Source organism: Vicinamibacterales bacterium (assembly GCA_036012125.1).
Lineage (GTDB): Bacteria > Acidobacteriota > Vicinamibacteria > Vicinamibacterales > UBA823 > UBA11600.
In genome coordinates, this window is the sequence record DASCOS010000002.1 from 153,620 (window position 1) to 180,603 (window position 26,984).

The following is a 26,984-nucleotide window of genomic DNA, read 5'->3' on the forward strand; positions in this document are numbered from 1 at the left end:
AGTGCAATTTAGCGAGACAACACGGAGCCGAACCCAGACTCCTGGCGAATTAATATAACGCCGACGTGGTCGATCTTTGTGTTGAGGTGGCTGTTCCGTCCATTCGTGCGACAATGTTTGACAACGGATGTAGCGTGCCTTGGCTTCGTCGACCCACACGATACGGATGTTGAAGGCGCCAACTTTCCACGATGTTGAGTCAGCCCTTCCGATTTCGCGATCTCCATACGCTGGATGAACTAAAGCGTGTGGTCGAACTTGAGACGATTGTCTGGGAGTACACAGATCTCCAGGATGTAGTTCCAGTACCGATTCTAGCGATCAACGTGAAGCGTGGTGGGATCCTGATAGGCGCATTCGATGAGTCCGAGGCGATGGTGGGATTCGCTTACTCGCTACCGGGCTTGAAATCTGGTCACCTGATTCAATGGTCACACATGCTCGGAGTGTTAGAGGCGCACCGCAATACTGGCCTCGGCCGGTTGCTTAAGCTGGAGCAGCGGAAGCGAGCGCTCGAGATGGATATTAAAGTGATCGAATGGACTTTCGACCCGATGCAGTCGATGAACGCGCACTTTAATCTAACGAAACTTGGTGCTGTGATAATCGAGTACGAAGAAAATATTTATGGTGAGTCAAGTAGCTCGCTCCACCGAGGAACCCCGACAGACCGTTTTGTAGCAGGGTGGAATCTGGAATCATCCCGCGTTCTTACTCGAATCGCTGGGACTACAGATGACATACCCATTGCCAGCGAGCTGCCGTTGATTAACGAAACCAACGTTGAGGATGTTTGGCTTACTTTCAAATCTTGGGATTCGAAACTTACACAACCTCGTCTTCGGGTTGAGATTCCGACTGGTTTTGGGGAAATGCAGCGCTCGTCACCCGACAGGGCTCGCGATTGGCGCACTGCCAGCCGCGACATGTTCACCACTTATATGGCTCGTGGCTACCAGGTAGTTGAATTCGTCTTCGACCGTGCGGCTGGGCGCGGTTGGTACTTCCTAGAACGGTGATGGTTCGAAGGGACTCGATTGTTATCCGGGCGGCCAGGTGAGAGCGCGTCCGCCAAGCAGGTGCAGGTGGATGTGAAAGACGGTTTGCCCCGCCCCACGGTTGCAATTAAAGACGGTACGATACCCACTGTCCGCGATACCTCGTTCCTTGGCGATAGCAGCGGAACGCCAGATCATTTCACCAACGAGTTCCTTGTCGCTAGGAGTGAGGTCATTAAGAGTTTCCACATGCTGGCGTGGCACGATTAGTACGTGTGTCGGCGCTCGCGGGCTGATGTCCTCAAATGCCACAAGTGTCTCATCTTCGTACACAATTGTGGCCGACACCTCGCCTTTGACAATTCGGCAAAACAGACAGTCACTCATCGGTTATTCCGATACGTTGCCACGCCAACGCGGGGCAACCCTTGAATGTCGTGGACGACTTGTATATCGGTTAGATGAGTAGCGTTGGCAATCTGCCTAAACACCGCTTCTTGATCGCACCCGAACTCAACTATAAGTGAACCGTTATTGACGAGTTTGAGGCTAGCTTTCTCGATAAGCGCACGCAGTGTCTCAGTACCGCCGGCTCCGCCGTTCAGCGCAAGGTGCGGTTCGTGGTCTCGCACCTCCGGTGCTAGGTGCTGCATTGCCTGGGCCGTTACGTAGGGCGGATTTGACACGATTAGGTCAAGGGGTCCGGAAAGACCTGCTAACTGCGGGCCGTGCCGTAACTCGATCCGATCCGAGACGCCATGACGTTTGGCATTGGCCTGAGCAACGGCCAGTGCCGGTTGGGAGATGTCCGTTGCGACGATCGTCATATTAGGAAATTCAATGGCAAGTACGACGGCGATACAGCCCGACCCGGTACCCACGTCGACGAGCACACCGTTTATTGATCGATCAGGTCTAAGTTGTAGGACGGTTTCGATAAGGAGCTCTGTTTCAGGTCTAGGAATTAAAGTGTCTGGTGTTACAGCGAATTCCAAGCCCCAGAACTCGCGCTTACCCGTTAGATAGGCCACTGGTTCTCGCCGCGCGCGCCGCGCAATCAGAGAAATGTACTCTTTGTCGAATGCCCGGGTGATTTTCTGGTGGCGTTCGGTGAAATAGGTCGCACGGTCCCACCCGAGAAGGTGGCGTGCAAGGACCTCCGCATCGAGGCCGGCTTCTTCCGGACGGATTCCCGACTCGATCAGTCTTGTGCAAGCGGCATTCACCAGAGAGAGGATACTCACGGTTTGAGGGATACCTCTTGGACTTGTTTAAGCTCTTCGGATTGGAAATGGGTCACAACCTGCTCAATCAAATCTGATAAATCACCGTTCAACACTTCAGTAAGCTGGTGCGTCGTGAAGTTAATACGGTGATCCGTGATTCGGTTTTGCGGGAAGTTGTATGTGCGGATTTTTTCTGAGCGTTCGCCAGTACCGACTTGACTGCGTCGGTCTTGGGCAATGGCATCCTGTTGTTTTTGAAGCTCGAGCTCGTAGAGTCGTGAACGAAGAACCTTCATTGCCTTCGCCTTGTTCTTGATCTGTGATTTTTCGTCCTGCTGCGATACCACAATTCCCGTCGGTAGGTGGGTCACACGCACGGCTGAATACGTGGTGTTAACACTTTGTCCTCCCGGGCCGCTTGAACAGAATGTGTCGATCCGAATTTCCTTCGGGTCGATTTGAATATCGACATCTTCGGCTTCAGGAAGTACGGCGACAGTCGCCGTTGATGTATGAATCCGGCCGCTTGCTTCAGTTGTTGGTACGCGCTGAACCCGGTGCACGCCACTTTCGTACTTTAGTCGGCTATACACTCGGCGTCCCTCAATAATCGCGATAACTTCTTTAATGCCGCCTATACCGGTCTCGTTAATCGAAAGCATGTCGATCCGCCATCCTTGGCGCTCGGCAAATCGACTGTACATCCGGAAGAGATCGGCTCCAAAAATACCGGCCTCGTTTCCACCTGTGCCTGCCCGAATTTCCAGAATCACGTTTTTTTCATCGTTAGGGTCCTTGGGAACGAGGAGCAATTTAATGTCGGCGAGTAAGGTGTCCTCACGTTCGCGCAGGACGTGAAGCTCCTGCTCTGCGAGGTCGTGCATCTCGCCGTCAGTCGAATTTAGGAGTTCTCGAGCCTGTTCGATTTCGGCCAAGATACCTTTGTAGTCGCGAAACTTTTCGACTAACGGCTGAATGTCAGCGAGTGCTTTGGCATGTTTACGATACTGCGCGGAATCAGATTCAGCACTCAAATTGCTGATGCTCTGCATCAGTTCGTCGTACCGTGTTTCAATCGCAGTCAGTTTTTCGAACATAGCCGGACCCAGTGTCAGCCGGGAAATTCTCCACCCGAGACAGGAGGAAGGAAGGCCACCTCATCGCCATCATCGAGTACCGTTTCCATTTTTGCGTATTCAGCATTCACCGCCGTTGATATCGACCCTGTGTAGGTACTGATGTCAGGAAACTCCTCCACTAGATCGTCCCATATCCTTTGTGCAGTTGTGCCAGTTGGTACGTCGCGGTTCAGCTCAGCCACGCCGACAATGTCGCGAAGGCGGGCGAACACGCGAATGTTCACACGCATGCCCGTCGGAACGCTTCCTCGCGTGCTGCTGCGTCATCAGGATCGGTTGTGGCACCCTCGATCCACACGTCACCGTCTTTGAAGAACTCTCGTTTCCAAATCGGTGCGATCTGTTTCACTCGTTCGATCGCGTATCGACTGGCCGCGAATGCATCGGCGCGATGTGGCGCCGCCACGACGATCGCCACGCTAACTTCGCCGATGGTTAGGACTCCGATACGATGGTGTAGAGCAAGTTGAGCGGTTGGCCATCGTTCGACAATTTCGTTGTCGATTCGTTTGAAAGCGCGCAGCGCTAATGGTTCGTAGGCCTCGTATTTCAACTTGACGACGCGGCGTCCAAGATTGGACTCACGCACTAGTCCGAGAAATGAGGCCACTGCACCAGTACCCTCCGAACCGTCGCTTATTGGAGCATCATGGACGCACCTGATCAGGGCATCGAGATTTAATCGCTCCGTTGTCACCGCGAGTCGAGCAAGACCCATCATGGGAAGTATAGCAGTCGGGAAACCAAGGCCTCTTGTCCTTGATTTCGAACGCATCTCCTAGCGGTAAACTCACCCGAGTCTCACTGCTAGCACTTCCAAAAGTGGCCGAGAGGTCCGTGTCCGCTTCCAAATGGTAGCCCGTGGCGAATCGCCTGCGCGACGTAGTGTTTGGCGCCCGAGATGGCGTCCGGCGTCGGGAGTCCCAGTGCCAAGTTAGCTGCCACGGCTGCGGCAAATGTACACCCAGTGCCGTGTGTTTGACGGGAGGGGAGGCGTGGGCCACTCAACTCTAGGTACTCGTGACCGTCGTAGACAAGGTCGACCGCATCTGCTGTTGGGATGTGTCCGCCCTTGATCACGACCGTTCCCGGTCCAAGATCGTAGATACGCCGGGCAGCTTCTCTGGCCGATCCAAGCGAGTCGATCTCAATCTTGGCCAGCACTTCCGCTTCCATAGCGTTTGGGGTTACAACAGAAGCGTGAGGTAAGAGCATTCGGCGAACAGCGTCAATAGCTTCTTCGGCCAACAAGCGTGCACCGCTTTTAGCAACCATCACGGGGTCCACAACGATGTGGGGTGTAGGCAGCGATGGTAATAGTGTCGCAACCCTTTCCACGATTTCTGGTGTTGCCAACATGCCAGTCTTTACAGCATCCACGCCAATGTCATCAGCAACGACATTAACCTGCGCGACAATCAATTCTACTGAAAGATTCTCAACCGCTTCGACGCCGAGAGTATTCTGAGCGGTAACGGCTGTAATAGCGCACGTCCCGTATACGCCGTGTGCAGCAAAGGTCTTCAGATCGGCTTGGATACCCGCACCGCCACCCGAGTCGCTTCCCGCAATTGTCAGTGCTGTCTTCATCGGCTAAGATGTCGCTATGTCAAGGATAGAGGGTTTGCGCACTCTTGGAGTCCCTTCGGCGTCTCTGCCTCTAGTATTGCACTGGACCCGTTCCAGCGAGTACGGCCAGCTGGTTAGGACGTTGGCGGTGCTATTTTTCGCTGCACTGATTGCATCGGCGGCCCAGATAAGCATCCCATTGCCATTGACGCCAGTCCCTCTGACGCTTCAACCAACAATTGTACTGCTAAGCGCCGCTGTATTGGGTGCCCGTTTGGGTGCGACCTGTCTCGTGCTTTATCTCGCAGCCGGTGTTGTCGGTTTCCAGGTATTTACTTGGTCGCCTTGGCTACCGCTAGGTGTTGGTCGCCTCCTTGGACCGACCGGTGGGTACTTACTGGCCTATCCGATCGCGGCCTATCTAGTCGGCTGGCTCGTTCAGCGCGGAATGGATCGACGATACATTACCTCTGTTGGAGCGATGCTGGCCGGGCTCGCTGTAATCTATCTTGGCGGTTTTGCTTGGCTGCTGGTGTTTACCTCACCGGAATGGAGCACGCAGGCGGCGGCCAAACTCGGTGTCTATCCCTTCCTACTGGCTGACGCGGTTAAACTTTGTCTTGCCGCGGCCCTACTTCCTAGTTTTAGGCGATTCACGACTGGCCGTTAGCACCATTTTTTGCGGTTTCGATTTCTGGTCTTTGGTTCCTAGAATAGTAACCAAAGACGGAACTTGCCGTCAGTATGGCCTATTATAGTTAGGTATGTTGTCGCAATTATTCGAGAGCGTTCTCGATTTAATCGTGCAGACGTCGACCAATCTTCCACCAGACGTCCGCGCAGCCATGTCGCATACCGTGGGTTCTGAATCTTCTGGCAGCCGGTCTTCTCAAGCGCTCGACATCATTTCACTGAACATCGATCAGGCCTCCGACTGTGAGGGGGCGATCTGTCAAGACACCGGGATGCCAACGTTCGAAATTCAAACGCCTGTCGACGTCAATCAGATTGTAATGCACCGGGAGATCCATCGGGCCGTTGTGGAAGCGACTGAGCAGGGCAAGCTTCGACCGAATTCAGTCGACTCAATCACGGGCAAGAATTCTGGTGACAACCTCGGACCTGGGACGCCGATCATCCACTTTAATCAATGGGAGCGCGACGAGATTGAGATCCGATTGTTACTGAAGGGTGGCGGTTGTGAGAACATGAACGCCCAGTATGCCTTGCCGGCCGAGCTGACGCACTTGGGTCGTGCCGATCGGACACTCGAGGGCGTCCGAAAGTGTATTCTACATGCCGTATGGCAGGCTCAAGGTAGGGGCTGTAGTCCTGGTGCAGTCGGAGTGTGTGTTGGCGGCGACCGAACGTCGGGCTACTCCCATGCTAAGGCTCAGCTCTTTAGATTGCTGGACGACGTTAATCCCGACTCTCGTCTGGCGGACCTCGAGCGTTCTGTGATGGCTACGGTTAATGGGCTCGGTGTGGGCACGATGGGGTTTGGGGGTGACGTGTCGCTTATTGGGTGCAAGATTGCTGCACTCAATCGGCTTCCCGCGAGTTTCTTTGTATCCGTTGCGTATGATTGTTGGGCCTTCCGTCGGCTAGGAGTCGTGCTTGATAAGGAATCTGGAGCGATCCGCCGCTGGCTTTATCGTGACCCTACGATGCCAGTAATGCGAATGACCGCGGTTACCGACACCGGGTTCTCGAAAACTGGGCAGGAAGTAGTGCTAATGGCGCCGATTGATGAAGCTACGATCAGGAAACTTCGCGTTGGCGATGTTGTGTTGGTTTCTGGCCGTGTCTATACGGGGCGTGATGCTGTTCACACGTATCTAATGGAGCACAAGTCTCCGGTCGATCTCCGGGGTGGCGTTCTTTATCACTGCGGCCCCGTCGTTGTACGCGAAGGTGAAGGGTGGCGTATTACAGCCGCGGGACCAACGACCAGTATCCGTGAGGAGCCATACCAGGGAGAGGTTTTGAAGCGCCATGGAATTCGGGTGGTGATTGGAAAAGGGGGCATGGGAGCTGAGACACTTGCAGCACTTCAAGAGACTGGCGCGGTCTATCTAAATGCCATTGGTGGCGCTGCCCAGTTCTACGCACGCGCGATTGAGCGGGTCGACGGTGTATCCCTTCTGGACTTCGGTACCCCCGAAGCGATGTGGCATCTGCAGGTGCACGACTTTCCAGCCATCGTGACGATGGATGCGCATGGTGCTAGTCTTCACCGTGAAGTTGAAAAAGACTCCGGTGAACGACTGGCAACTATGTGACTACGTCTCTCTCTTTAGTTCGTTATAGGACCGCCGGCACAACCAGCATCATTTGATTCCCCTAGAGGTGCTTCAGGAAGCGGCGGACGTACGAGATTTCGTTCCATGGCTCGTACATCGCCAGCCGTCGTCGCGAGATCCTCAATTGGTAGAAGGATGGACGGAATCGCCTCGTTCACTTCGATAACCTTTAGGTAACCGCAGCACACCTCACAGAATAAAAGCTGTAGTGAAGGTTGACCTGGTGTTGGCGGTTCATGCTGAATCTCTGGTGACAAGCAGTATGGGCATGCGGGTTCTTGGAGCTTCCATCCGGCACCGCAGAAGGAACACCTCAGAGTGACATCGCACTCCCGGCATTCGCCGAGGGCAGGCCAGGAGCCACATATGAGGCATGTTCCATGGCCCCAAGCATTAATAGCCTTACGGACCTTAGGTTCGATGCCGTCATTGGTAAGGATTGCTCTCTGGAACTCATGAGCAATGGGTCCAACAGTCAGTTCGGCAACTAACCACAGAAGATCCGGCGCTAAGCCAGGGTGGATGGCACCCGTTCGGATATCGTTTTGGCGGCGAGTTAGTGATGCGTTCAGGAGCGAGGTTGTGCTGAGCCGCTGTTCTTGAATCGCGTGGTCGACATGTCGGGCCGCGTCGCCTGCGCCGCCGATCGCCAGAATGTTACATAGGTCGCATAACCCGGGTTCGAGGATTTCTGTTGGTAGATCAACACGGTGTTCATGTAGTAGGGCACGCGACATGCTAAGCGTAGTTACTATCACTGTCGTTTCAATGTCAGGTGGTGTCCAATTTGATTGCTCGAGTGCTTCGGTTAACCCAGCAATTCGTCGGACGAGAGATCGCTGAAGTGTGACAGCTGCTGCTAACTCAGGGGTGTCAGCCTCGATCTGGCACCATCGTGCTTCGGCGCGTTGCAGTGAGTCTTCTAAGTTGAAATCCTTACGGGTCATCTGAGTAAGTATGTCGTAGTCGCACGCGTGACATCTTATCGTGGTCTCGGAGTATGACGCGTCGATCTAATTACTGACAGGTTCTTGTCGGTCGAGGATTAAACGGTTCTGTGTATCCTAGCGGAGCTTGCCGGGCTTTCTCTTATAAAGCTATAATCAACTCTGGTCAAGGGAGACTTCGCGCATATGAGTGGACTTATTAACGTGACTCCGACTGCGGCTACCAAGATTCAGGCGCTTCTTAGCGAGGAAGACAAGCAGCTGGCAGGACTTCGTGTTTTCGTGCAGGGTGGTGGATGCTCAGGGTTTCAGTACGGCTTGATGATTGAGGAGGGCGAGGGCGACGCGGAATCCGATCGCGTGTTCGAGTCAAATGGGGTCAAGCTGTTCGTTGATCCGATCAGTATCCGATACCTCACAGGTGCCGAAGTAGACTTCGTCGATAATCTAACAGGCGGTGGATTCACCATTAAGAATCCGAACGCCAAGTCCACCTGTGGTTGTGGTTCGTCGTTCGGTGTTTAAGTTTCAGCTGTCGATTAGTTTCGGACCACGCGTCTGTTAGTCCGGCTACGGCCGTGGTTGTACTGAGAAAGTCATTGTGATTCCGTGACGATGGAACAGCCGGCTGCCTACGTAGACCGTCTCCGCCCTGCTGGTGGGAAGCGTTCGGGTAAGCGCGATCTGATCGTCGATGTGTTCCTCCGTCAGGAGGGTCACCTAAGCGCTGATGACCTGGCCAGTCTCGTTAAGAAGGAAGACAATAAAATTGGTCGGGCCACCGTGTACCGGGCGCTCCAGTGGATGGTGGCTGCTGGGATCGCACGCAAGGTCGATTTCGGCGAAGGCCATTTTCGATTCGAGCACTCGTATCGACATCCGCGACACTTCCACTTGCTATGCAAGGCTTGTGGGCGCTCATCTGAGTTCCTCAGTTCAGATATTGAGTTATTGATTGAAGAAATCGCTTCAGTCCAGCGGTTCACAACCAGTCAAAACGTGTTGCAGGTGTACGGTACGTGCGACGCGTGCAAGACAGGGAGTAAATCTGTAGACAATGTCGCGACAACGGAGTTGCTATTCGCGCGTGACGCCCTTCGTATTGCTATTGCGACTGAGCGGAGTGGACTGGCGTTCTATTTGAAGGCTTCGAGCATTACCAATGACAGGAACGGGCGCAAGGTGTTTCAAAAATTGGCCGAGGAAGAGCGCGAGCACCTGGAATGCCTAGAGAAACGATATAAGGAGATACTCGCCCAAGATCCGCAGTTAGAGGTTCGACCTACGTTCTTGTTCTTTAAGGGAGCAGCGGATGGTCTGTTCACGGTAGGCACCGAAGAGCTACTAAAAGGTGTCGATGCGAAACAAGCGTTCATGATTGGTATTAAGTGTGAGCGTGGATCACACCGCTTCTTTAAGCGGTACGGTGAGCGTTTCGAAGACTCTGAAGGTAAACAGATTTTCTTGGATTTTGCCGACGACGAACGTGAGCATCTTGAGTTGCTGATTCGTGAATCCCGCGCCTTATTTAAGCGATCACCACGAAAACGGCCAAATGCTAAGCGCTCCTCCCGTTCAACCCGCCGTGCGAGTGCTTAATACTGGTAACATCGGCCTGAGAAGTCTACCTCGAGTCCGGAATCGAGAGTCGTGATCGACCTTCACCTACACACCACAGCGTCTGACGGTGCTTACTCGCCCGAAGAGTTGTTGTTACTGGCGTCGTCTGTTGGTGTACGGACTCTTAGTATTACGGACCACGATACGATGGCTGCCGTTCCGAAGGCATCAGCACTTGCGGACTCCTTCGGAGTGGAGTTGCTAGCAGGCATCGAAATTACGGCAGTGTGCGACGGCCATGATATTCACATTCTGGGCTACTTTCTGACGGTTCGTCCCACGGGACTTGACACCTTTCTTGCTGCCCAACGGCGGCACCGAACTGACCGTTTACGGGAGATGGCCAATCGACTGACAGTTTTAGGCGTTGGTGTGGACATCGATCGATTGCTGGCCGAACGTGCCGCTGCCGGTCGATCGCCGGGGCGTCCGCATTTGGCTGAAGCCTTGGTAGCTGCGAGGCACGCCACATCTGTTCAGGAGGCCTTTGAACGTTGGCTTGGTGATGGTCGCGCTGCGTGGGTGCCACGGCACGGACCTTCACCTGAGCAGGTGATAGAGACTATTTCGCGGGCTGGTGGTGTCGCTTCACTGGCCCATCCTGGCCTAACTGGTAATCGTCGGCTGGTGAGCCGCTTAGCTGAGGTGGGGCTGGAAGCTGTGGAGGTGTACCATGGTCAACACGATCTGGTAACCAAGAAGCGACTTCTCAAACAAGCACGTAGCTTGGGGTTGGCAGTCACTGGAGGGTCGGATTTTCATAGTGATGCTGATCATCGCTCTAGTCATTTGGGACGGGTCGGTCTTCCAGTGATGGAGCTTCAGGGTTTGCGCGATCGGTTGACGCGTGCCGATCGCCGTATCGAGACCGACCAAAGCGATTCTGAGTAGCGGCGACTTTAAGAATAAACGAATGCCATCAGCGCTCCTAACGGCTACCACGCTCTCTGTTCTTGGCTTGGCTGCGAGTGTTGTCTTGGGTCAGTTTGCGGCAACCTCACAAGAGGTGATCCAGCACGTGTCGCTAGCCGTATTTGTAACAATGATGACACTGCTCTCTCATTCGATGCTCATGTTTTATTTAATCGGGAAGGGCAAGGCGGTTCGAGAAGCAGTCACAGAGGCGAGTTTGTCAGCAGACTTCGTCGTCGAAATCTCGCGTGCACGCAAACCGGTTTTCTCAGTTGGCATGCCTGCAATACTTCTGACAATCGTAGCCGCGGTAATAGGGGCCGGTGTTGATACTGGGGCCATACCCAGTTGGTTTCATGGGCTGTTCGGATACTGCGCCGTATTGAGTAACGTCATGTTGCTCCGTGCCGAATATATTGCGTTGGCCGCAAGTACACGCACTGTTGCCAAGGTGAATCGCCTATTAAGTGTCTGAAGTTCTAGGACCGCTCTAATCCTGGCGATCTGTATCGCCGATGTCGGCCAGTAACAACGCGGACGTCGAAGACGCCCGCGCTCTTTTTCACGATAGAAGGTCAACCGAGTTGGGGTGGCCGCCGACTCGGTGCGTTCAACCTGAAGTTACTCGACTGTGAAAGAGACCATAGCGTTCAAGCCTTCAATCGTCCGATGCTCCCCATCGCCGATTTGTAGGCAAACACGATGAGGGCCGGGTTCAAATTGCATGTCAATCATGAATGAACCAGTGCCAAAATGTACCCACGGATCCGCCTGTGGAATCACCTCGCCAGCTGGGAGACAGTCGGTGTCAATACCAATGTGGTGGTGTCCAAAACCCTGGCGGATTGTAGGTGGATCGGTCACCGGCTCAATCACGAAGTTTTCAGCCCCAAACATCAAATGCACAGGGCTGCTAACCGTGGCACCCTCTTCCGGGGCAAGGAAGGAGACGCGCGGTGACGTATCCATCGGTGATTCTTCGACTGCCGGTTCTTCGACAACGGTGTCAGGCTCCTGGGCCGTCTCCTCGCCGCCGCCGCATGCGGTCGTGGTGATCGCTCCACCTGCTATCAACATAACTAGAACGAAACGGGTCGAACTGCATAACACTTCTGTGTACTCATTACGATGCATTGCCACTCTCCTCGGCGATCAAACCACACCATGGCGCCTATGTTCGAAAGGAGCCGTCCACGCGATGCCCACCTCAGTGCCGCTTCAGCCTTATAAAAAGAGATGTGGGTCAGGATTAACAGGGGACCACTATATAGCAAGGCCATATTGAACCGGTTGAAATGGCGGAAGCGCCTGGGAGTCGAACCCAGCCCCCCTGCTGAGCAGGGAGCGACCGATTTTGAAGACCGGGAGGGCCACCGGGCCCCGTTCGCTTCCAGGGACGCCCAGGCGGGTTACGCCCGGTGTATTCGGATAGAGGCCACACTCAAAACACTCGGAGCGGGGGGAGCGAAGCGCACTGGCTCGTGCGGGAACGGGAATTCTGACTAGCTCTCGATGAGTTGGACCTCGCCAGCGCGGGGACCCTTGGCAGATTCTTCTACAACGAACTCCACACGTTGGCCCTCACGGAGCAATTCGAACACAGCACCTCGCACCGCACTACGGTGGAAGAAGTGTTCGATTCCACCCTCATCGCGGATGAAACCAAAGCCTTTGTCAATGAGGAGTCTCGCAATCGTGCCGCTTGACATACCCTTATTCCTCCGATCTTCCCTCGGCCAAACTTCCGGCCTTTCCAACAACTTCAAAGCCGGATTGCGCTGTCTTGGTGTCACGATTCACCCGACACCAGGGTCGGCGCAAAGAGCGCCAAGTGTGGTGCATTCCTAGAAGGAAGTCAAGCTAACGGCAGACTTTACCGGCATTCGAGACATCATGGTTGGACGGTGGTGACGACTTCTGACTACCCGATCATAAATTAGCGCTCTATAATTCGAGAAAGCCCATATCTATCCAGAGATTGGCGCTGTTCTAGGAGTAGCCGGCTTTGGAGGTGGGTAGGTGGTCCAAAAGTGTCGGCCACACCGTGAGCAGACCCAAAACTGCTGCGGCTTCCACTCCGCACCAGGGGAGGGGTCAGCCATGTCCATCTGGGTACCGCACCGCTGGCATCTAATTTGGATGGAAACATCAGGCATGCCAAGATTCTAACACGATGGCTCACGCCAACGACCTACGCCCAAGGACTGCTAGACTGGTAATAGTGTCTGCCCTTGGTTTACTAGAGGCCTCGTCATGATCCCTGGTGTGATCCTAGCAGGTGGTGCGTCATCCAGGATGGGGCGCGCCAAAGCTCTACTGCCTACTGCCAACGAAGGTCAGACTTTTCTTTCCCAGCTCGTGAGAACACTTTGGGCCGGTGGCGTGGATGACGTTGTGGTCGTGGTTTCGTCAACGTCTGGAGATGTTGAGCGTGTACTCTCCAAGGAGTCGCTAAGTTGTCGCCTTGTCGTAAATCATCAGCCCGAGCGTGGCCAGATTTCGTCAGTGCTTACTGCATTAGCCGCAATCGACAGACCTGGAGTGACAGGCATGCTGGTCACCCTAGTCGACGTTCCGTTAGTGAGTCCGGAGACGATAAGCCGTATCCTTGCAGCGTTTCGCACCCGACACGGGCCGGTTGTACGACCAGCCTCCGGCGCTAAGCACGGTCACCCTGTGGTGTTTGGTCGGGAGGTGTTCGACGATCTGCGACAGGCCGATCAATCTGTCGGGCTCAAATCCGTCATCCGTGCTCATGAGGCGGCCATTATCAACGTTCCCATCGATGACCCAGGTGCATTCATCGATATTGATGACCCCGAAGATTACGTGCGATTTATCGGCCCTTGGCCATTTAGCAAGTCGTTGCGTTGATTGGGACTGTTACGGTCAGATAAGATGTACGCCTGCCGCGCGGCAGTTTGGGGCCAGTGGCGCAGTTGGGAGCGCGCGTGAATGGCATTCACGAGGTCACGGGTTCGACCCCCGTCTGGTCCACCATTTTTCCCTTCCTTTGACAATCGGTCTCAACCGAAGAGTCTTTCGACGTGTATCCTGCAGCTTTTCGGTTTCCGTCTAGTGATAAGCGACTCAGTACTCCGAGAACATCCGACGAATTTCTGTAACATCGCTGGTTCTCGTCAAGGCCAACATCAGCAGAATGCGAGCCTTGAGTGGGGCTAGGTCTTGTGCGGCGATTCGATGAGCGATGCCCAGTCGGCGGCTTTCTGGCATGCCTTGTTCGAGTGGCGGTAGTTGGCGTGGTATGACGCGCCCGCTCCCGCTACGTGTGCTCATGACGGTGAATACACCTCGTTTGTGCGCGTAGGCCATTGCTTCGTTTTGGGTACCGCTCGTCGCACCAGCGCCGGCTGCTGCGACTACGATGCCATGAGCTCCGGCATCGACGACCGACTCGATCAAGTCCCCGGAAGCGCCCTGGTAGACCAAAATTACGTCAACGCGAGGCAATTCCGTGACGCCAGCCAGATCAAATTCGCTCCGGTAAGTGTGACGGCGCAACATGTTACGGTAGTAAACGACACCATCGCGGTCCACGAGGCCAAGGACTCCATAACCTCTTGTTGCGAATGTGTGTAGACGCAGAGAGTCGGTCTTGGTCACCTCTCGGGCTGAATTGATTTCCCCATTGAGCACGACGAGGGCACCTTTACCACGAGATTGAGGTGCGGCCGCTACACGAAACGCCTGCTGCAGGTTCGCCGCGCCCTCATATCCGAGCGTACTTGGATTGCGCATCGCGCCCACCACGACGACGGGACGTTCACTTCTGACCGTCAGATGCAAGAAATAAGCTGTTTCTTCAAGCGTGTCGGTTCCGCTCGTGACGACAACGCCAGCCAATCCTGGGTCCTCGGCAAGGACGTGGTTCACGCGCCGCGAGAGTTGTAGCCATTGGTTCAGTGTTAGCCGGGAACTTGAGACATTAGCGAACTGTTCCGCCTCGACCTGCGCGTAGTTGGTCAGGTTCGGAACGAGCTCAATAAGTTCTTTAGCCGTTAGGCGGCCACCCTCCCGATTCGAAATCGTTCCGCCAGTGGCGATCAAACGCACGCGGGCCGAAGCCATTTCTTGTGCCGCTATGGAGGTTCCAGTCAGTAGAACTGCGACAAGAACCAGAATGAAAGCCTGGACAACACGCCCCATGGACTCTCCCTTCGATGTCCCGCCAAGCAAGCGGCCTAGGCCTTGGGACCGGATTTATACTGACTTCTGCGCTTTACGATGAGCAAGTGTCAACCAGTTGGTCAGCTGCTGCGCCGCCTCATCTGGCGTGTCGCCATAGAATGGCATAAGTGCCGACGCGCCAGCCCGCACGCCACCGAGTCTGGCGCACCAAGTCGTCCGACTGACTAGAGACACCTCAATCTCATATTCGCGTCCGTTGATGACTTCTTCGAAGCGTTGAACGATCACGGTGATGAATAAAGAGTTATCAATTGGCCAAATAAGTGAGATGCCGATTCTATTCGTTCACCGATCCTGGTCAAGCGGAAGAAATGTCGAAAGGGTAGTCGTAGGTCGTAATTGGATTGCATTGCGCAGAAACAGTAATAACTAAGAAAATGTAATCAGGATATTGTTCACAGGGTATTCACGTTTCTTCCACACTTTTTCAACAGTTGGTGTGACCTCGTCTGAGCTGTGACCTACTTTGTCACCTTGTGGTGGCATTCTTAGTCTGGATTAAGTGTAACCACCTAATAGAAGTGATGGTTCGCCGTTTGGGAAGGAAGCACATAACTTGGGAATAGAGGCGGTCACTCCTCGACGCACCCGCCTTCTTAGGGCGCAGGATCTTCAGTCTTTTCAACGTGCCATCGTTGACACTATCGCGCGCCCAGGTCAGACAGAGCCTGAATCTAGCGCCGTGATCGTGCCTTCCCGGTCCGCCGCTACCCAACTCCGGTACACCATCGAAGCACTGACCAACAGTAGCGAGCAGTTTTCTGCATTACTCACACGCTCTGAGTGGTACGCGTGCTTGCATCAACGCCTCCCGGGCTCACCTCCTGCACTTTCGGACTGTGAGCGAGAATTCCTGCTAGCTGAAGCTGCAAGAGACACTGTTGCCAGTGGTGTTTCGCCGCCATTCATCATTAGGCCAGGTCTGGTTGGGAAAATGCTGGCGTTCTACGATGCGCTCCGTCGGCAGCGGCGAACCTTAGGTGATTTTTCGAGGCTAGCTGTTGGAGAACTGGAGCCCAGTGCACCAATCGATCGTGGTGCGGCACGGATGCTTGACCAGACGAATTTTCTTGTCGACGCCTTTACGGAGTTTGAGGCGCGCGTCACAGCGACGGCTCGACTAGATGAGCACCAACTTCGGGCACGGCTCCTCACGGATGTCTGCCAACCACCGTTTCAACACATCGTTATAACCGTAGGCGAACAACCCGTTTCGACGGATGGTCTCTGGCTCGCCGATTTCGATCTTCTGACCCGGATGCCTCATCTTGAGCAGATTGACGTTGTGGTGACTGAGGAATTGCTCGCGTGTGGTTTCCTTGAGCGAATCCACGAACTCTTGCCTGGCATTAGAGAAGAGCGTGTTGAGACCTCACAAAGTCGTCAGCCGAGTCTGGAAACACCTGTCGATGCGGAGAAGACCTATTTTGTCCACCGTGACCGCGAAGAGGAGCTGTGGGCAATCGCGAGGCGCTTGAAAAAGGATCGTCTCACCGACGCCGCTCAGGAAACCGCAGCTGACGGTGGGGTCGGCGTCGTCTTTCAGCGTCCTTTGCCTTACTTATATCTCGCTGAGCAAATCTTCGGTGGGTCGAAGATTTCTTTCGAGACAGCACACGGATTTCCACTTGCGGCCGAGCCTTATGCGGCGTTCGTTGACCTTGTCCTGGACGTCGTGATCTCCAAGTTCGCTAGGGACGATCTGACCGCGTTGCTAAGATCGCCGCATTTGCCCTTAGCCAGTTGTAATGACGACGGCAAGGTCACTCCGCTGTCGGCGGAGTCCATAAGCGTGCTCAGCCGAAATTTAGAGCAGGCCGGGCACGTTGGGGGGCGAGATGGCTTGAACCAACTCGCCGACTCTTGGCATCAGCGCTCCGATGCCGAAGAACTTCGCCACCCGTTGAATACTGCGTTGGCGATCGTTGATGCCTTGGCTCCACTTGAGATTGTTTCCTCCGCATCCGAGGAATGGCATATTTTGCTCACCTTCCTCAAGAGGGGTGACCCTGTGAATGTTGGGTTGGAGGCTGAACGGGAGCGACAGAGTCGAGTCCGCGAGGCAGTCTACAGCGTCATCGGACAGTTAGAGAAGGCTGCCAAAGTATCCGCCGGTCCTTCGGTAACCCCGAGCGAGTTGAAAGCAAGCTTTCGCCGTCGGATCGAAGCAGAGGTATTCACGCCCCATTACGATCGAGGTGGCGTACGTTTCGTCGATGCCGCAGCGGCCAAGTATGGGCGCTTCCGGGTTCTATGCGTCGTTGGTTTGGTTCATGGCGAATGGGCCACTATGCCTCCGCGTAATGTCTTTTACCCCACGACCATACTTCAGCAACTAGGATGGCCTAGTGACGCACAAGTAACACAAATTGGCCGAGCGGAGTTCAGGGACTTATTATTCTTGCCTACTCGACACGTTAGGCTTTCGACCTTTCAACTGGAGCACGATACGCTTGCTACGCCGGCCACACTTCTCGAGGACGCACCCGAGGTCGAACTTTCATTAAGTCTTGAGCCCCAATTTCAAATCAATCGAGTCAGTGCCACTGATATGTTTGCCGGTGGACCGATTGTACCGTCAGTAGTCTCTGGTGAAGTTAGGCAATGGCTGTTGGCACGGCATTCGACTTGCACTGAGCCGGAGCCGATGCCTGGCGTCATTAGCGCTCTCGAGCCACGGCCCTACACGGTGAGTCGTGTTGAGCAATATCTTAACTGTCCGTTCAAGTACTTTTGCGGGTCGGTACTGCAACTCGATGAAGAGCATGATCTCACTCCAACTCTCACCAGGCGCGCGCAGGGAGAGTTACTTCATGAGATTCTTCGGAAGTTCGTTGAGGCATGGCAAGCTCTCGGTCATTTCGGTTTTGCGGTGGAAGATATCGACGCTGCGCTCACCCTTGCCCAGCGGATTGTTGACCAAGAATTGAAAGTGTTGTCCCCGGTAGATCGCCAGCTTGCGCGGAATCGCCTTCTAGGTTCGGCTGCAGGAACAGGACTAGTTGAACGGTTCATTAGAGTTGAAACTGGTCGCTTGGGCGAAGTTATCGAGTCGCAGGTCGAGCGGCCATTCAGCGGGGAGTTCGAGTTCCTCGACCGTGCTGGGGCCAAGCGCCGCGTTGGTATACGCGGAGTTGCTGACCGAGTTGATTTTCTCTCCGACGGCTCGGTCCGAGTCATTGATTACAAACTCGGTAGACCACCGAAAAGCGGGCGAGCGATTCAACTTCCGGTCTATATGACGTGTGTTGACCAGGATCTCGCAAGAGATCGAAAACAGTCGTGGCGGTCAGGCGAAGCAGCCTATGTCGCCTTTGGAGCTTCAGAGCCCAGGGTGCCAATATTCACTTCTGGCGATGGCGGGGAATCGGTTCTGAATGAGGGTCAGGCGCGGTTCCTCGAGGCCGTTGATGGTATCGAGAGCGGTGAACTTCCGCCGCGTCCTGCGGAGGATCGGCTCTGCTCGTCGTGTGGTTTTGCCGCTGTCTGTCGAAAGGGGAAGCGAGTTTGACGTCTGACCCACGCGTTTCGCGGCGTCCAAATCCAGGAAGCGCCCTGCCGGCAAAGGCTAGGCAGCTTGCTGCAGATCCATCACGTAACCTAGTACTCGAGGCATCGGCGGGTACCGGAAAGACGACAGTGCTGGTCGAGCGTTACCTTAATTTACTCCGAGCTGGTGTCGATCCTTCTAACGTGTTAGCGGTCACTTTTACCCGAAAGGCTGCGGTCGAGATGCGGGAGCGAATCTTCGATGAACTCCGGAACGCGGCCGACCATTCAGAGGAAGCACGTCGCTATTGGCGCTCCTTGCGTGATCGAACCAGCGATATCGCTATTACCACGATCGATGCGTTTTGCTTGTCGTTGTTGCGGGAGTTTCCGCTGGAAGCTGACCTCGACCCGGATTTTGGTGTTGCGGACGAGACTGAAATTCCCCGTTTGATGGCCCAAGCGCTCGACCGAGCACAGCACATTATTATTAGCATGGCAATGCGCGACGAGTGTGTGTCGTTGCTACTCACATACCTAGACACCGCGAATCTTCGACGAGGTCTCGAGCGTTTGTTGCAAGGCCGACTTGTGGCGTCAGAGGCGCTAAGACGATTTCTGACAAAGAGGCCCAAGAGCTTGACCTTGACACAGGTCACGGGACGCGTCGCGCAGAAGTTACAAGATCTTTTTAATGAAGCGCCTGACGGGTTCAGCTCCTTCCTCGCCAATGGCCCAATCGGTCAGCCGGATTTCAGGATGCTATCCGTAGACCTCCGGCGGCTGATGTTGCCCGACGAGATGGAACAGCTGGAGGTGCGTAGTCTCGTTGACCGTCTTTCAGAGCACCTCCTAACACGTGCTGGACGACCCCGCCGCCGGCTCCCGTACCGGTCATCGGATTACCCATCGGACGCAGCTCGTAAATGTCATATCCGTGCGGTCCATCACATTGGACCTCTTTTCGCTGACGTTTTATCTGGATACAGACGTGATTTAGGCGTGATCCTCGCGCGTGGTGTCCGCCGCGCGTATCGGATTGCTGAGCGGGAATACCGCCGTACACTTCGAGCGCACGCAGTGCTGGATTTTACCGACCTTCAAGTGCACGCGCTCGGACTACTTCGACAAATGGATGAATTTGCTCAGAGCCGTTATCGCCTCGAGTCCCGCTATCACCACGTGCTGGTTGACGAATTTCAAGACACTAGCCGCGCGCAGTGGGAACTGGTGTCGTTACTCGTACAGTCGTGGGGGGAAGGAATCGGAATTGTGCAAGCTGCACCCATGCCACCGTCGATATTTGTGGTGGGGGACCGGAAGCAGTCAATCTATCGGTTTCGCGATGCTGACATCGGTCTCTTCAACGAAGCAACTGACTATATCTCCCGTCTGCGGCCTGGCACACCTGTTCGAGCGGCAATCAGCCAGAGTTTTCGGGCCCTTCCTGAATTATTGGCTTTCGTGAATGATCTTTGTGGTTCGATTGACAAGCGACCCCACAGATCTGATGCCTTCCGATTCGAACCGCAAGACCACTTTCCTCTGGACGTTGACAAGTCTGAGCCGAATAGTGGCCAGACTACTGCGCATTCTGATCGCCCATCGCTCGGGATAGCGTTGGGGAACAACGAAGCTTCCTGTGCGTCAGCTATCGCTGGAGAAATCGACCGGCTCATTACCAAAGAGAGTGTACGAGATCCTCACACTGGGCTGAGACGAGCCATTCGGCCAGATGACATCGCGATTCTCTTCCGTTCACGGATTAGTCACCGTGAGTATGAGCGAGCTTTGTCGGCGCGCGGTCTTCCGGCATACGTCTATAAGGGACTTGGGTTTTTCGAGGCCGAAGAGATTCAGGACCTCCGAGTACTTATTAGGTTTTTGGCCGAGCCTTCATCGAATTTCTGGGCAGCCGCGTTCTTGCGATCGGGATTTTCAAGACTTTCGGATGAAGCGATACGAGCGCTTGCACCAGACATTGCTAGCGCGGTTACCGGCACCGATGAACCTGTTAATAACGAACTTCTTTCGATGCAGGATCGTGAGCGAGTTCAGTTAGTTCGGACCGGAATTTCCCGGTGGCTCAAACTTGTCGATTGGATTCCACCTGCCGAACTTGTCGACCGCGTGCTTAATGAGTCGGCTTACCTCTTCGAAACACGAGGACCCCGATCACTACAGGCGAGGGAGAACCTCAAAAAAATGCGCGAACTCCTTCGGCGAATTCAAAATCGCGGTTACGTCACGCTGTCACGGATTGCCGATCATATCGATCGTCTTTCCACTGGTGGCGAATCCAATGCGGTGATTGATGCTGCGGGCGCTGTCCATCTGATGACGGTTCATGCTGCCAAGGGCCTTGAGTTCCCAGTTGTTTTTGTCGTTGGGCTCTCTCGTGGAGTGGGTGGCGCAACTCCGCCCATTCAGGTCATACCCGATCGTGGAGATGGTTTACCGCTTGTCACCGTCTGGGGTGCACGTCCAGAGATTGAAAACGATGAACGAGCGCGTGAGCTAGAAGAAACGAAACGTCTGTTGTATGTTGCGGTCACCCGAGCGCGTGATGGACTTTATCTAGGTATTGTGCGTCGCGATAAACGACTTTCACCTGGCCGCGGTAGTCTCGCAGAAGTACTGCCTAAATCATTTATTGCGAAGATTGATGCGATTACCGGAACCTCTCGTTGGGTGGGGTGGTCACCGAGCGACCTGAGCGGTGCGCGGCATCGTTTTAGGCTCTGCGATTCTGATGACTCGTCGCGGTTCGCACCGGCGGAGCCTCCAGTGGCTTCGCTAGAGCAGCCAGCGCCCAATGATGATTTCTCGGCTTGGTCTTGTTAGGCCCTAGGTGATTTCTCACCCACATGATTAGTGCGGCTGGGTGGTGTGCCTCAGAAGGGAAGGCCTACTGTGTAACTGGAGGGCTCCTGTATATAGAAGCGTTCTTGATGAACGCCACAGGTCCGTGGTTCCGTCAGTAATTCTGTTTGTCCCAACGATCAAGCATCGGTGGATGCCACCCGATTTTCTGCCCACTGGCGAGCCCGTGTTTCGGCCTCTTCTTGAGTTTGGCCAACCAACACCACCGAGCCATCTGGAGTGTCGTGACCGCTAAGGACTACCCAGGCGATCCAATGTGCCCCTTTTGCTTCACTACGCACGTCGAAAACGTCAGACGGTAGATTTGTCATAGTTGTCGTTTCCCCCATGTTAATGTGTGATTCTAACTGATCATGGTGCATGGCTTCATCTGAGATGCGTATCACACAAGATTGCCGTTGCGTCTTAGTAAGGCATTTTTTACACTTGGAAGAGTTTAAAGAAGTGTTTTACGAACGTCTCGTGTTTTGGGAGATCTGAATGATGTTGACTTGTCCCACTTGTGGGAATGAAAAGGACTTTGTGGTGAAGACATTGCGGATGCATGTTGTGCATCTGGAGGATTCGCGCATCGAGGTATCGGATGAGACTCAGCCGTCTGTGCTAGAAGTGCTCTGCGATGAATGCGAAGCCGAAGTGAATCTGGCTGACTTTGAAGAACCGCTCCGGCGCGAGATTATGTTGACCATTTCCTCACGATAGTTGAACTTTAGTCGGTGATACGTGCCGACCGAGCATCACGCCTTTCGTTCTACGACCCTTTCCCAGAATATTTACTGCTCGACTGTGTTATCCGAATTCCTGCTGCAGGGAAGTTGGTCTATAGCGAATAAATGTTTGGCATATTTGCAATCGACGAAACAGCAGTTATGACTATAACCCTCAGCTTAATAAAATAATTACCTAAGCTCTGATGACTCGGTCGGTCTCATTCATTCACGGGATGGCCAGTTGATAGCCGGTTACCTTGACAAGCTGAAAATCCGCTCCTATGGTTAGCGATTGTGTCTGAGTACTCGTGGGTGGTTGGAGTACCTCGGGGTGCCCTGCCAGATGATTTGCGTCGTGTGCATCAAGAGGTCGTGCGTCAACGTCGTGTGTGTGCAAGCCAACGTGAACGGATGACCTCTCGGGCGTGCGAAATAGTACGGGCATATGAGGCGGGTGATGAGTGGGCCGCCGTGCGCTCCACGCCTGGTAGCATCCTAGACTTTCCCCAACGAACCATTTCTCAGCAGCAAGACGTAGCAATTGATTTCCCGTCGGTGAAACGTGTAATTGACCGGATCGGGCGTGGGCTAATGGCCACTAAGAAACCATGTATCACTCAAGTTCGGCTATCCTGGCGCGAGGCGTGTGAGGGCGTTCATGTGTCATTGAAAGTTCCGGTGCGAAGTACATGTCTAGTTTGCGGTGGACGTGGCGCGGTATGGAACGACGACTGTTCGAAGTGTGGCGGCGTGGGGACGGAGTCGAAGAGTCATGTTGTACACCTGTCGATTCCACCCGGCGTTCGGCCCGATGCCTGCTTTTGTTTCGCAGTCAATCCTCCGTGTGCACCTAGAACCAATGTCGAGGTGCATGTCACCATCCAATAGCGGATGATATCCATTTCGGACAAAACGTCCTTCTTCACCTTGTCAGTTTGAGGACAAACTCGATAAGCTACGTCCTTGTGTCTGGGACGCATGGCTCGGATTCAAGTAAATCGGGAACGATTGGTGGACTCGTAGCGGGCTATTTTCAAAAGGGTGGACATGTCTCAACCGGGTATTGACGAATCGGCGGTGCTGGAAGCGCTTAAGGTAATCCAGGATCCCGATCTTCATCGGGATATCGTGAGCCTCGGATTTGTCAAGCGAGTCAGCATCGATGGGGAGATGGTCTCGGTTGTTATCGAACTCACCACGCCAGCATGTCCTGTCAAGGATCAGATGCGTGACCAGGCTGAAATGTTGCTGCGCCAACTACCTGGGGTTGAGAAGGTGCATGTCGAGATGACGGCTAATGTGCGTTCCGCGTCGTCACCTGACGAAGGACGAGCAGCAATCCCAGGTGTGAAAAACATTATTGCGGTTGGGGCAGGTAAGGGCGGAGTTGGTAAAACAACCGTATCTGTAAACTTAGCCTGCGCGCTGGCTCGACACGGAAGCCGCGTTGGGCTACTCGACGGGGATGTGTACGGGCCGAATGTACCGATCATGCTCGGAGCAAAGACGCAACTGGAGACGGACGACCAGAAGATCGTGCCAGCGGAGTGCTTTGGTATTCGAACCGTATCGATCGGCTTCCTGACGCAGGATGAGTCGCCGGTGATTTGGCGTGGTCCCATGCTACACGGCGTGATCCAGCAGTTCTTTCGAGAAGTCAACTGGGGTGAGTTGGACTACCTTGTAATTGACATGCCTCCCGGGACTGGCGATGTTGCACTCAGCCTGAGCCAAACCGTCCCGGTATCTGGCGCGGTGGCCGTCACTACTCCACAAACGGTATCGTTGGCCGACACACGGCGGGCGATCCGCATGTACCAGAAGCTTAATATTCCGGTGTTAGGACTCTTGGAGAACATGAGCCACTTCGTCTGTCCGAGCTGCAGTCATGAGAGCGACATCTTTGGTAAGGGCGGCGGCGAGTCCCTCGCCGAGCAGATCGAAATTCCATTTTTAGGGCAGATTCCACTCTATGAACCGATCCGTGTTGGTGGCGACCAGGGTACGCCGATTGTTGTAGCCGAACCGGAATGCCCCGCAGCTCAGTCGTTAATTGATGCAGCCGCGCGGCTGGCCGCACAGGTTTCGATTGCTAGCTATGAGACAAGCGTCGATGTCCCTGTAGCGGGATGATAACGGCAATCTCGTGATTGGTTAATTATCCGACCCGTTGATTAACGAACCTGAAGCGTCGTTCCTGATCTGGAAGCATTACTAGTGAGTCGCGGCGCTGATTGGACGTTATGAACATCCCGTTCATTAAGCACACACTCGCCAATGGTCTCGATGTGATAGTCCATGAGGACCACGGCTGTCCAATCGTTGCAGTGAATGTTTGGTATCACGTTGGTTCAAAGAACGAACAACCGGGGCGCACCGGGTTTGCACATCTGTTCGAGCATCTGATGTTTGAGGGATCTCAGCATACCAACCAAGGATATTTTTTCCCGTTACAGCAAGCTGGTGCTGAACTAAACGGTTCAACTAACGCCGATCGTACCAACTACTGGGAAGTTGTGCCCTCGAGTGCCCTCGATTTGGCTCTTTGGATGGAGTCGGACCGGATGGGCCACTTGCTGCCGGCTTTGACGCGCGAGAAATTTGAGAATCAGCGGGATGTTGTGCTTAACGAACGCCGGCAGAACTATGAGAATCGTCCATATGGCATGGTTGGGATGGCAACCATGGAGGCTCTCTATCCCGTCGACCATCCATATAGCTGGATGACGATTGGCCGGATTAAAGACCTTCAGGCTGCCGAGCTCGACGAAGTTCGTTCGTTCTTCAAAACTTTTTACGGTCCGGCGAACGCCTCGCTGACAATCGCCGGTGATGTCGAAGTAGATAAGGTGCTTGAAATGGCTGAGCACTACTTTGAAGAGATTTCCGGAGGGCCAGTGCCTCCGGCGGTCGAAATTGAGCGACCTCTGATTTGCGATGAGCGGCGCTTATTAATTGAAGACCGAGTCGAACTGCCTAGGCTCTATCTTGCTTGGCATTCTCCTCAACTCTTCGGGCCAGGTGATGCGGAACTTGATCTTCTTTCCGATGTACTGTCAAACGGCAAAGCATCACGCCTCTACAGAACCCTGGTACACGAACTGCGATTGGCAACGGACGTGAGTGTCGTTCAGTCTTCACGGGAGTTGTCTGGTGTTTTTCAGATTGTGGCCACTGCCGCGCCAGGGCATACCCTTCGCGAGATTGACGACGTAATTTCCATCGAGCTTGAGCGGGTAAGTTCTGAGGAGCTGACGACTGATGAACTTCATCGTAGTCTTACGCAGATCGAAACAAGTTTTGTATGCCAACTGGAGACGGTCGGAGGGTTTGGTGGTAAATCGGATCAGCTCAATGGTTATAACGTTGTGGTGAACGATCCAGGATACTTTGAGACCGACCTCTCGCGGTACCGTAATGCGACAAGTGCTACGATCGCCAGAATCTCACGAGACCATCTATCGAACCGGCAACGGATCGCGGTGAGCGTTGTGCCAATTGGGGCGACCACGCTTGCACTAGCAGATTCGGTTGTCGCAGAGGTGTCTTAATGCGGGTCGATCGTTCAAAGCTGCCAGAAGTCGGACCCGATCCTTCTTTCACTTTTCCATCAGTGTGCAAGGTAATCCTTCCCAATGGCCTTTCCGTCTGGAGCGTTGAGCACCGCAAGATACCTGTCGTGAGCTGTTTACTCTTACTTCCAGGAGGCTCAGCCGAGGATCCGATGGACCAGGCGGGGGTTACATCTCTAACCGCGGCACTCCTAGATGAGGGCTGTGGTAAACGCTCCGGTCTTGAATTACATCGGTTGCTGGGGCGCCTAGGCACGCAACTCAATGTCAGAGTTGGAATGGACGCGACGACGCTCCGCCTGACGATGCTTCGTCGTTTTTCGAATAAAGCACTGTCCTTACTAGCTGAACTTGTGGGCGAGCCGCGTTTCGAGCCCGAAGCGTTCGAACGACTTCGGAAACTTCGTTTAGACCGTTTGGCACAGCTCAGAGAAGTCCCAGCGGCTATCGCCGATCGTGCATTCGCGCATGTTTTGTATCGTGACCAACCCTACGGGCATCTGCCATTTGGGACGGAGTCTGCCATCCGCAGGCTAACCAGAGACGACATCGTTGCGAGGCACTCCCAAGCCTATCGCCCATCTGAGGCGATCGTGATCTTAGCCGGAGATGCTACCCACGCGGAGTTTGAACAAATGGCTGGTGAGGCTTTTGGTGATTGGAAAGCAGTGGATACGGAGGGTCAGCAGTCAGAACGAATACCCCACGGTGAATCGAAGCGGGCTTCTCTCGTTGTCTGGGACCGTCCACAGGCTGCACAATCAGAATTGCGGATTGGCCACGTGGCTGTTGCTAGGAATACCCCTGACTATTTTCCGCTCCTGGTCATGAACACAGCGCTGGGTGGCCAGTTCACCAGCCGAATCAACCTGAATCTACGTGAAGCTAAGGGTTACACCTACGGTGCGCAATCGTCGTTCGACTTTCGCCGAGAGCCCGGGCCGTTTTCGGTCCAGACAAGTGTTCAGACAGATGTGACCGCAAACGCAATTCAAGAGGTGCTCGGGGAACTGCATGCCGTGCGTGATGGACGCCCACTCACAGACTCTGAGATCGTACATGCCAAGCGGACATTGACGCGGGGATATCCGCAAGGGTTCGAAACCGCTAATCAGATTGTTCGCGGGTTAGCCCAACTGGCGCTACACGACTTGCCCGATGATCACTTTACCCAGTTCAGTCCGAGTGTTACTGCTGTTCAATCGGAGGATATCGTCAGAGTCACTCAGACGCATCTTGACCCGCTTCACCTTTCGACTGTAGTTGTTGGTGACCTAACAGTGATTAAGGACGGACTCCAGGGCATTGGTCTCGATGCACCTGAGAAGATTGTTCTGCCGTGAATCACTTGCGGGGCAGTGGAACGACTTTCTCGTCTTCCCGTTGGCGGTTTACTTTAGGAAGTGT

At 54.3% G+C, this 26,984-nt stretch carries 27 protein-coding genes and 2 tRNA genes; 16 read left to right on the forward strand and 13 right to left on the reverse strand.

From position 1 onward, the window contains the following. Positions 1-191: 191 nt before the first annotated feature. Positions 192-1,019 carry a hypothetical protein gene (locus tag QGH09_00825; protein HJO16732.1) on the forward strand — a complete coding sequence of 276 codons (828 nt, stop codon included), beginning with the start codon at positions 192-194 and terminating at the stop codon, positions 1,017-1,019. A 21-nt stretch (positions 1,020-1,040) separates the two neighbouring features. Here QGH09_00825 and QGH09_00830 read toward each other — a convergent pair whose 3' ends face one another. The 6 genes from QGH09_00830 to thiD form a co-directional block, all read right to left on the reverse strand. Further along, entirely contained in the window at positions 1,041-1,385 is a 345-nt protein-coding gene (locus QGH09_00830; protein HJO16733.1) for a histidine triad nucleotide-binding protein, read from the reverse strand. After that, entirely contained in the window at positions 1,382-2,242 is an 861-nt protein-coding gene (gene prmC, locus QGH09_00835; protein HJO16734.1) for a peptide chain release factor N(5)-glutamine methyltransferase, read from the reverse strand. Before prmC ends, QGH09_00830 begins: the two co-directional genes overlap by 4 nt. After that, on the reverse strand, positions 2,239-3,321 hold the full coding sequence (gene prfA, locus QGH09_00840; protein HJO16735.1) for a peptide chain release factor 1: 1,083 nt from the start codon (positions 3,319-3,321) through the stop codon (positions 2,239-2,241). The genes prmC and prfA overlap by 4 nt, the downstream gene beginning before the upstream one ends. A 14-nt stretch (positions 3,322-3,335) precedes the next feature. Next, positions 3,336-3,593: a molybdopterin converting factor subunit 1 gene (moaD, locus tag QGH09_00845; GenBank protein ID HJO16736.1), complete on the reverse strand. Its 258-nt coding sequence runs from the start codon at positions 3,591-3,593 to the stop codon at positions 3,336-3,338. After that, on the reverse strand, positions 3,584-4,084 hold the full coding sequence (locus QGH09_00850; GenBank protein ID HJO16737.1) for a molybdenum cofactor biosynthesis protein MoaE: 501 nt from the start codon (positions 4,082-4,084) through the stop codon (positions 3,584-3,586). The genes moaD and QGH09_00850 overlap by 10 nt, the downstream gene beginning before the upstream one ends. 86 nt (positions 4,085-4,170) lie before the next feature. Further along, entirely contained in the window at positions 4,171-4,953 is a 783-nt protein-coding gene (gene thiD / locus QGH09_00855; GenBank protein HJO16738.1) for a bifunctional hydroxymethylpyrimidine kinase/phosphomethylpyrimidine kinase, read from the reverse strand. A 16-nt stretch (positions 4,954-4,969) separates the two neighbouring features. Here thiD and QGH09_00860 point away from each other — a divergent pair, with 16 nt between their 5' ends. Next, positions 4,970-5,602 (forward strand): biotin transporter BioY, encoded by a 633-nt coding sequence (locus tag QGH09_00860; GenBank protein ID HJO16739.1) that lies wholly within the window; start codon positions 4,970-4,972, stop codon positions 5,600-5,602. Between the two features lie 94 nt (positions 5,603-5,696). Next, the gene (locus QGH09_00865) at positions 5,697-7,214 is read left to right on the forward strand and encodes a FumA C-terminus/TtdB family hydratase beta subunit (protein HJO16740.1); all 1,518 of its coding nucleotides are present in this window, start codon (positions 5,697-5,699) and stop codon (positions 7,212-7,214) included. A gap of 14 nt (positions 7,215-7,228) precedes the next feature. On the opposite strand, the gene fdhE is transcribed toward QGH09_00865, so the two are convergent. Then, positions 7,229-8,182 carry a formate dehydrogenase accessory protein FdhE gene (fdhE, locus tag QGH09_00870; protein ID HJO16741.1) on the reverse strand — a complete coding sequence of 318 codons (954 nt, stop codon included), beginning with the start codon at positions 8,180-8,182 and terminating at the stop codon, positions 7,229-7,231. A 186-nt stretch (positions 8,183-8,368) separates the two neighbouring features. Here fdhE and erpA point away from each other — a divergent pair, with 186 nt between their 5' ends. From erpA to QGH09_00890, 4 genes are all read left to right on the forward strand, one after another. Then, positions 8,369-8,707, forward strand: coding sequence for an iron-sulfur cluster insertion protein ErpA (gene erpA / locus QGH09_00875; GenBank protein HJO16742.1), 339 nt, complete (start codon positions 8,369-8,371; stop codon positions 8,705-8,707). Between the two features lie 90 nt (positions 8,708-8,797). Continuing rightward, positions 8,798-9,781, forward strand: a complete 984-nt coding sequence (locus tag QGH09_00880; GenBank protein ID HJO16743.1) for a transcriptional repressor — start codon at positions 8,798-8,800, stop codon at positions 9,779-9,781. A 51-nt stretch (positions 9,782-9,832) separates the two neighbouring features. After that, the gene (locus tag QGH09_00885) at positions 9,833-10,693 is read left to right on the forward strand and encodes a PHP domain-containing protein (protein HJO16744.1); all 861 of its coding nucleotides are present in this window, start codon (positions 9,833-9,835) and stop codon (positions 10,691-10,693) included. Positions 10,694-10,715: 22 nt separating this feature from the next. Next, positions 10,716-11,189, forward strand: coding sequence for a hypothetical protein (locus tag QGH09_00890; GenBank protein ID HJO16745.1), 474 nt, complete (start codon positions 10,716-10,718; stop codon positions 11,187-11,189). Positions 11,190-11,335: 146 nt separating this feature from the next. Here QGH09_00890 and QGH09_00895 read toward each other — a convergent pair whose 3' ends face one another. From QGH09_00895 to QGH09_00905, 3 genes are all read right to left on the reverse strand, one after another. After that, the gene (locus QGH09_00895) at positions 11,336-11,848 is read right to left on the reverse strand and encodes a DUF6130 family protein (GenBank protein HJO16746.1); all 513 of its coding nucleotides are present in this window, start codon (positions 11,846-11,848) and stop codon (positions 11,336-11,338) included. 162 nt (positions 11,849-12,010) lie between these two features. Continuing rightward, a tRNA-Sec gene (locus QGH09_00900) sits at positions 12,011-12,106 on the reverse strand. Between the two features lie 110 nt (positions 12,107-12,216). Beyond that, entirely contained in the window at positions 12,217-12,423 is a 207-nt protein-coding gene (locus QGH09_00905) for a cold shock domain-containing protein (GenBank protein HJO16747.1), read from the reverse strand. Between the two features lie 544 nt (positions 12,424-12,967). Here QGH09_00905 and QGH09_00910 point away from each other — a divergent pair. Beyond that, the gene (locus QGH09_00910; GenBank protein ID HJO16748.1) at positions 12,968-13,588 is read left to right on the forward strand and encodes a nucleotidyltransferase family protein; all 621 of its coding nucleotides are present in this window, start codon (positions 12,968-12,970) and stop codon (positions 13,586-13,588) included. A 50-nt stretch (positions 13,589-13,638) separates the two neighbouring features. After that, a tRNA-Ala gene (locus QGH09_00915) sits at positions 13,639-13,714 on the forward strand. Positions 13,715-13,804: 90 nt separating this feature from the next. Here the strand turns inward: QGH09_00915 and QGH09_00920 are convergent. After that, the gene (locus QGH09_00920) at positions 13,805-14,881 is read right to left on the reverse strand and encodes an asparaginase (GenBank protein HJO16749.1); all 1,077 of its coding nucleotides are present in this window, start codon (positions 14,879-14,881) and stop codon (positions 13,805-13,807) included. Positions 14,882-14,935: 54 nt separating this feature from the next. Next, a complete protein-coding gene (locus QGH09_00925; GenBank protein ID HJO16750.1) occupies positions 14,936-15,151 on the reverse strand; it encodes a hypothetical protein in 216 nt (71 codons plus the stop codon). Positions 15,152-15,479: 328 nt separating this feature from the next. On the opposite strand from QGH09_00925, the gene QGH09_00930 reads away from it, so the two are divergent. Continuing rightward, positions 15,480-18,434, forward strand: coding sequence for a PD-(D/E)XK nuclease family protein (locus QGH09_00930; GenBank protein HJO16751.1), 2,955 nt, complete (start codon positions 15,480-15,482; stop codon positions 18,432-18,434). Then, on the forward strand, positions 18,431-21,256 hold the full coding sequence (locus QGH09_00935) for a UvrD-helicase domain-containing protein (protein HJO16752.1): 2,826 nt from the start codon (positions 18,431-18,433) through the stop codon (positions 21,254-21,256). Before QGH09_00930 ends, QGH09_00935 begins: the two co-directional genes overlap by 4 nt. A 158-nt stretch (positions 21,257-21,414) precedes the next feature. On the opposite strand, the gene QGH09_00940 is transcribed toward QGH09_00935, so the two are convergent. Continuing rightward, on the reverse strand, positions 21,415-21,606 hold the full coding sequence (locus QGH09_00940; GenBank protein ID HJO16753.1) for a hypothetical protein: 192 nt from the start codon (positions 21,604-21,606) through the stop codon (positions 21,415-21,417). A gap of 169 nt (positions 21,607-21,775) precedes the next feature. On the opposite strand from QGH09_00940, the gene QGH09_00945 reads away from it, so the two are divergent. The 5 genes from QGH09_00945 (at position 21,776) to QGH09_00965 (ending at position 26,920) form a co-directional block, all read left to right on the forward strand. Further along, positions 21,776-21,997: a hypothetical protein gene (locus tag QGH09_00945; GenBank protein ID HJO16754.1), complete on the forward strand. Its 222-nt coding sequence runs from the start codon at positions 21,776-21,778 to the stop codon at positions 21,995-21,997. A gap of 302 nt (positions 21,998-22,299) precedes the next feature. Further along, complete coding sequence (locus QGH09_00950; protein HJO16755.1) at positions 22,300-22,893, forward strand: hypothetical protein; 594 nt, start codon at positions 22,300-22,302, stop codon at positions 22,891-22,893. Between the two features lie 159 nt (positions 22,894-23,052). Further along, entirely contained in the window at positions 23,053-24,138 is a 1,086-nt protein-coding gene (locus tag QGH09_00955) for an Mrp/NBP35 family ATP-binding protein (protein HJO16756.1), read from the forward strand. 110 nt (positions 24,139-24,248) lie between these two features. After that, a complete protein-coding gene (locus QGH09_00960) occupies positions 24,249-25,556 on the forward strand; it encodes a pitrilysin family protein (protein HJO16757.1) in 1,308 nt (435 codons plus the stop codon). Continuing rightward, positions 25,556-26,920: a pitrilysin family protein gene (locus tag QGH09_00965; protein ID HJO16758.1), complete on the forward strand. Its 1,365-nt coding sequence runs from the start codon at positions 25,556-25,558 to the stop codon at positions 26,918-26,920. The genes QGH09_00960 and QGH09_00965 overlap by 1 nt, the downstream gene beginning before the upstream one ends. The last annotated feature ends 64 nt before the right edge of the window (positions 26,921-26,984 follow it).

Bases quoted from the DNA above. Each gene is read 5' to 3' on its own strand.
- QGH09_00905 (HJO16747.1), bottom strand. From the start codon at position 12,423: ATGTCAAGCGGCACGATTGCGAGACTCCTCATTGACAAAGGCTTTGGT.
- QGH09_00860 (HJO16739.1), top strand. From the start codon at position 4,970: ATGTCAAGGATAGAGGGTTTGCGCACTCTTGGAGTCCCTTCGGCGTCT.
- erpA (HJO16742.1), top strand. From the start codon at position 8,369: ATGAGTGGACTTATTAACGTGACTCCGACTGCGGCTACCAAGATTCAG.
- QGH09_00940 (HJO16753.1), bottom strand. From the start codon at position 21,606: ATGACAAATCTACCGTCTGACGTTTTCGACGTGCGTAGTGAAGCAAAA.
- QGH09_00895 (HJO16746.1), bottom strand. From the start codon at position 11,848: ATGCATCGTAATGAGTACACAGAAGTGTTATGCAGTTCGACCCGTTTC.
- QGH09_00825 (HJO16732.1), top strand. From the start codon at position 192: ATGTTGAGTCAGCCCTTCCGATTTCGCGATCTCCATACGCTGGATGAA.
- QGH09_00890 (HJO16745.1), top strand. From the start codon at position 10,716: ATGCCATCAGCGCTCCTAACGGCTACCACGCTCTCTGTTCTTGGCTTG.
- QGH09_00880 (HJO16743.1), top strand. From the start codon at position 8,798: ATGGAACAGCCGGCTGCCTACGTAGACCGTCTCCGCCCTGCTGGTGGG.
- thiD (HJO16738.1), bottom strand. From the start codon at position 4,953: ATGAAGACAGCACTGACAATTGCGGGAAGCGACTCGGGTGGCGGTGCG.
- QGH09_00830 (HJO16733.1), bottom strand. From the start codon at position 1,385: ATGAGTGACTGTCTGTTTTGCCGAATTGTCAAAGGCGAGGTGTCGGCC.
- QGH09_00965 (HJO16758.1), top strand. From the start codon at position 25,556: ATGCGGGTCGATCGTTCAAAGCTGCCAGAAGTCGGACCCGATCCTTCT.
- moaD (HJO16736.1), bottom strand. From the start codon at position 3,593: ATGCGTGTGAACATTCGCGTGTTCGCCCGCCTTCGCGACATTGTCGGC.
- prfA (HJO16735.1), bottom strand. From the start codon at position 3,321: ATGTTCGAAAAACTGACTGCGATTGAAACACGGTACGACGAACTGATG.
- QGH09_00850 (HJO16737.1), bottom strand. From the start codon at position 4,084: ATGATGGGTCTTGCTCGACTCGCGGTGACAACGGAGCGATTAAATCTC.
- QGH09_00910 (HJO16748.1), top strand. From the start codon at position 12,968: ATGATCCCTGGTGTGATCCTAGCAGGTGGTGCGTCATCCAGGATGGGG.
- QGH09_00945 (HJO16754.1), top strand. From the start codon at position 21,776: ATGATGTTGACTTGTCCCACTTGTGGGAATGAAAAGGACTTTGTGGTG.
- fdhE (HJO16741.1), bottom strand. From the start codon at position 8,182: ATGACCCGTAAGGATTTCAACTTAGAAGACTCACTGCAACGCGCCGAA.
- QGH09_00960 (HJO16757.1), top strand. From the start codon at position 24,249: ATGAACATCCCGTTCATTAAGCACACACTCGCCAATGGTCTCGATGTG.
- QGH09_00955 (HJO16756.1), top strand. From the start codon at position 23,053: ATGTCTCAACCGGGTATTGACGAATCGGCGGTGCTGGAAGCGCTTAAG.
- QGH09_00920 (HJO16749.1), bottom strand. From the start codon at position 14,881: ATGGGGCGTGTTGTCCAGGCTTTCATTCTGGTTCTTGTCGCAGTTCTA.
- QGH09_00865 (HJO16740.1), top strand. From the start codon at position 5,697: ATGTTGTCGCAATTATTCGAGAGCGTTCTCGATTTAATCGTGCAGACG.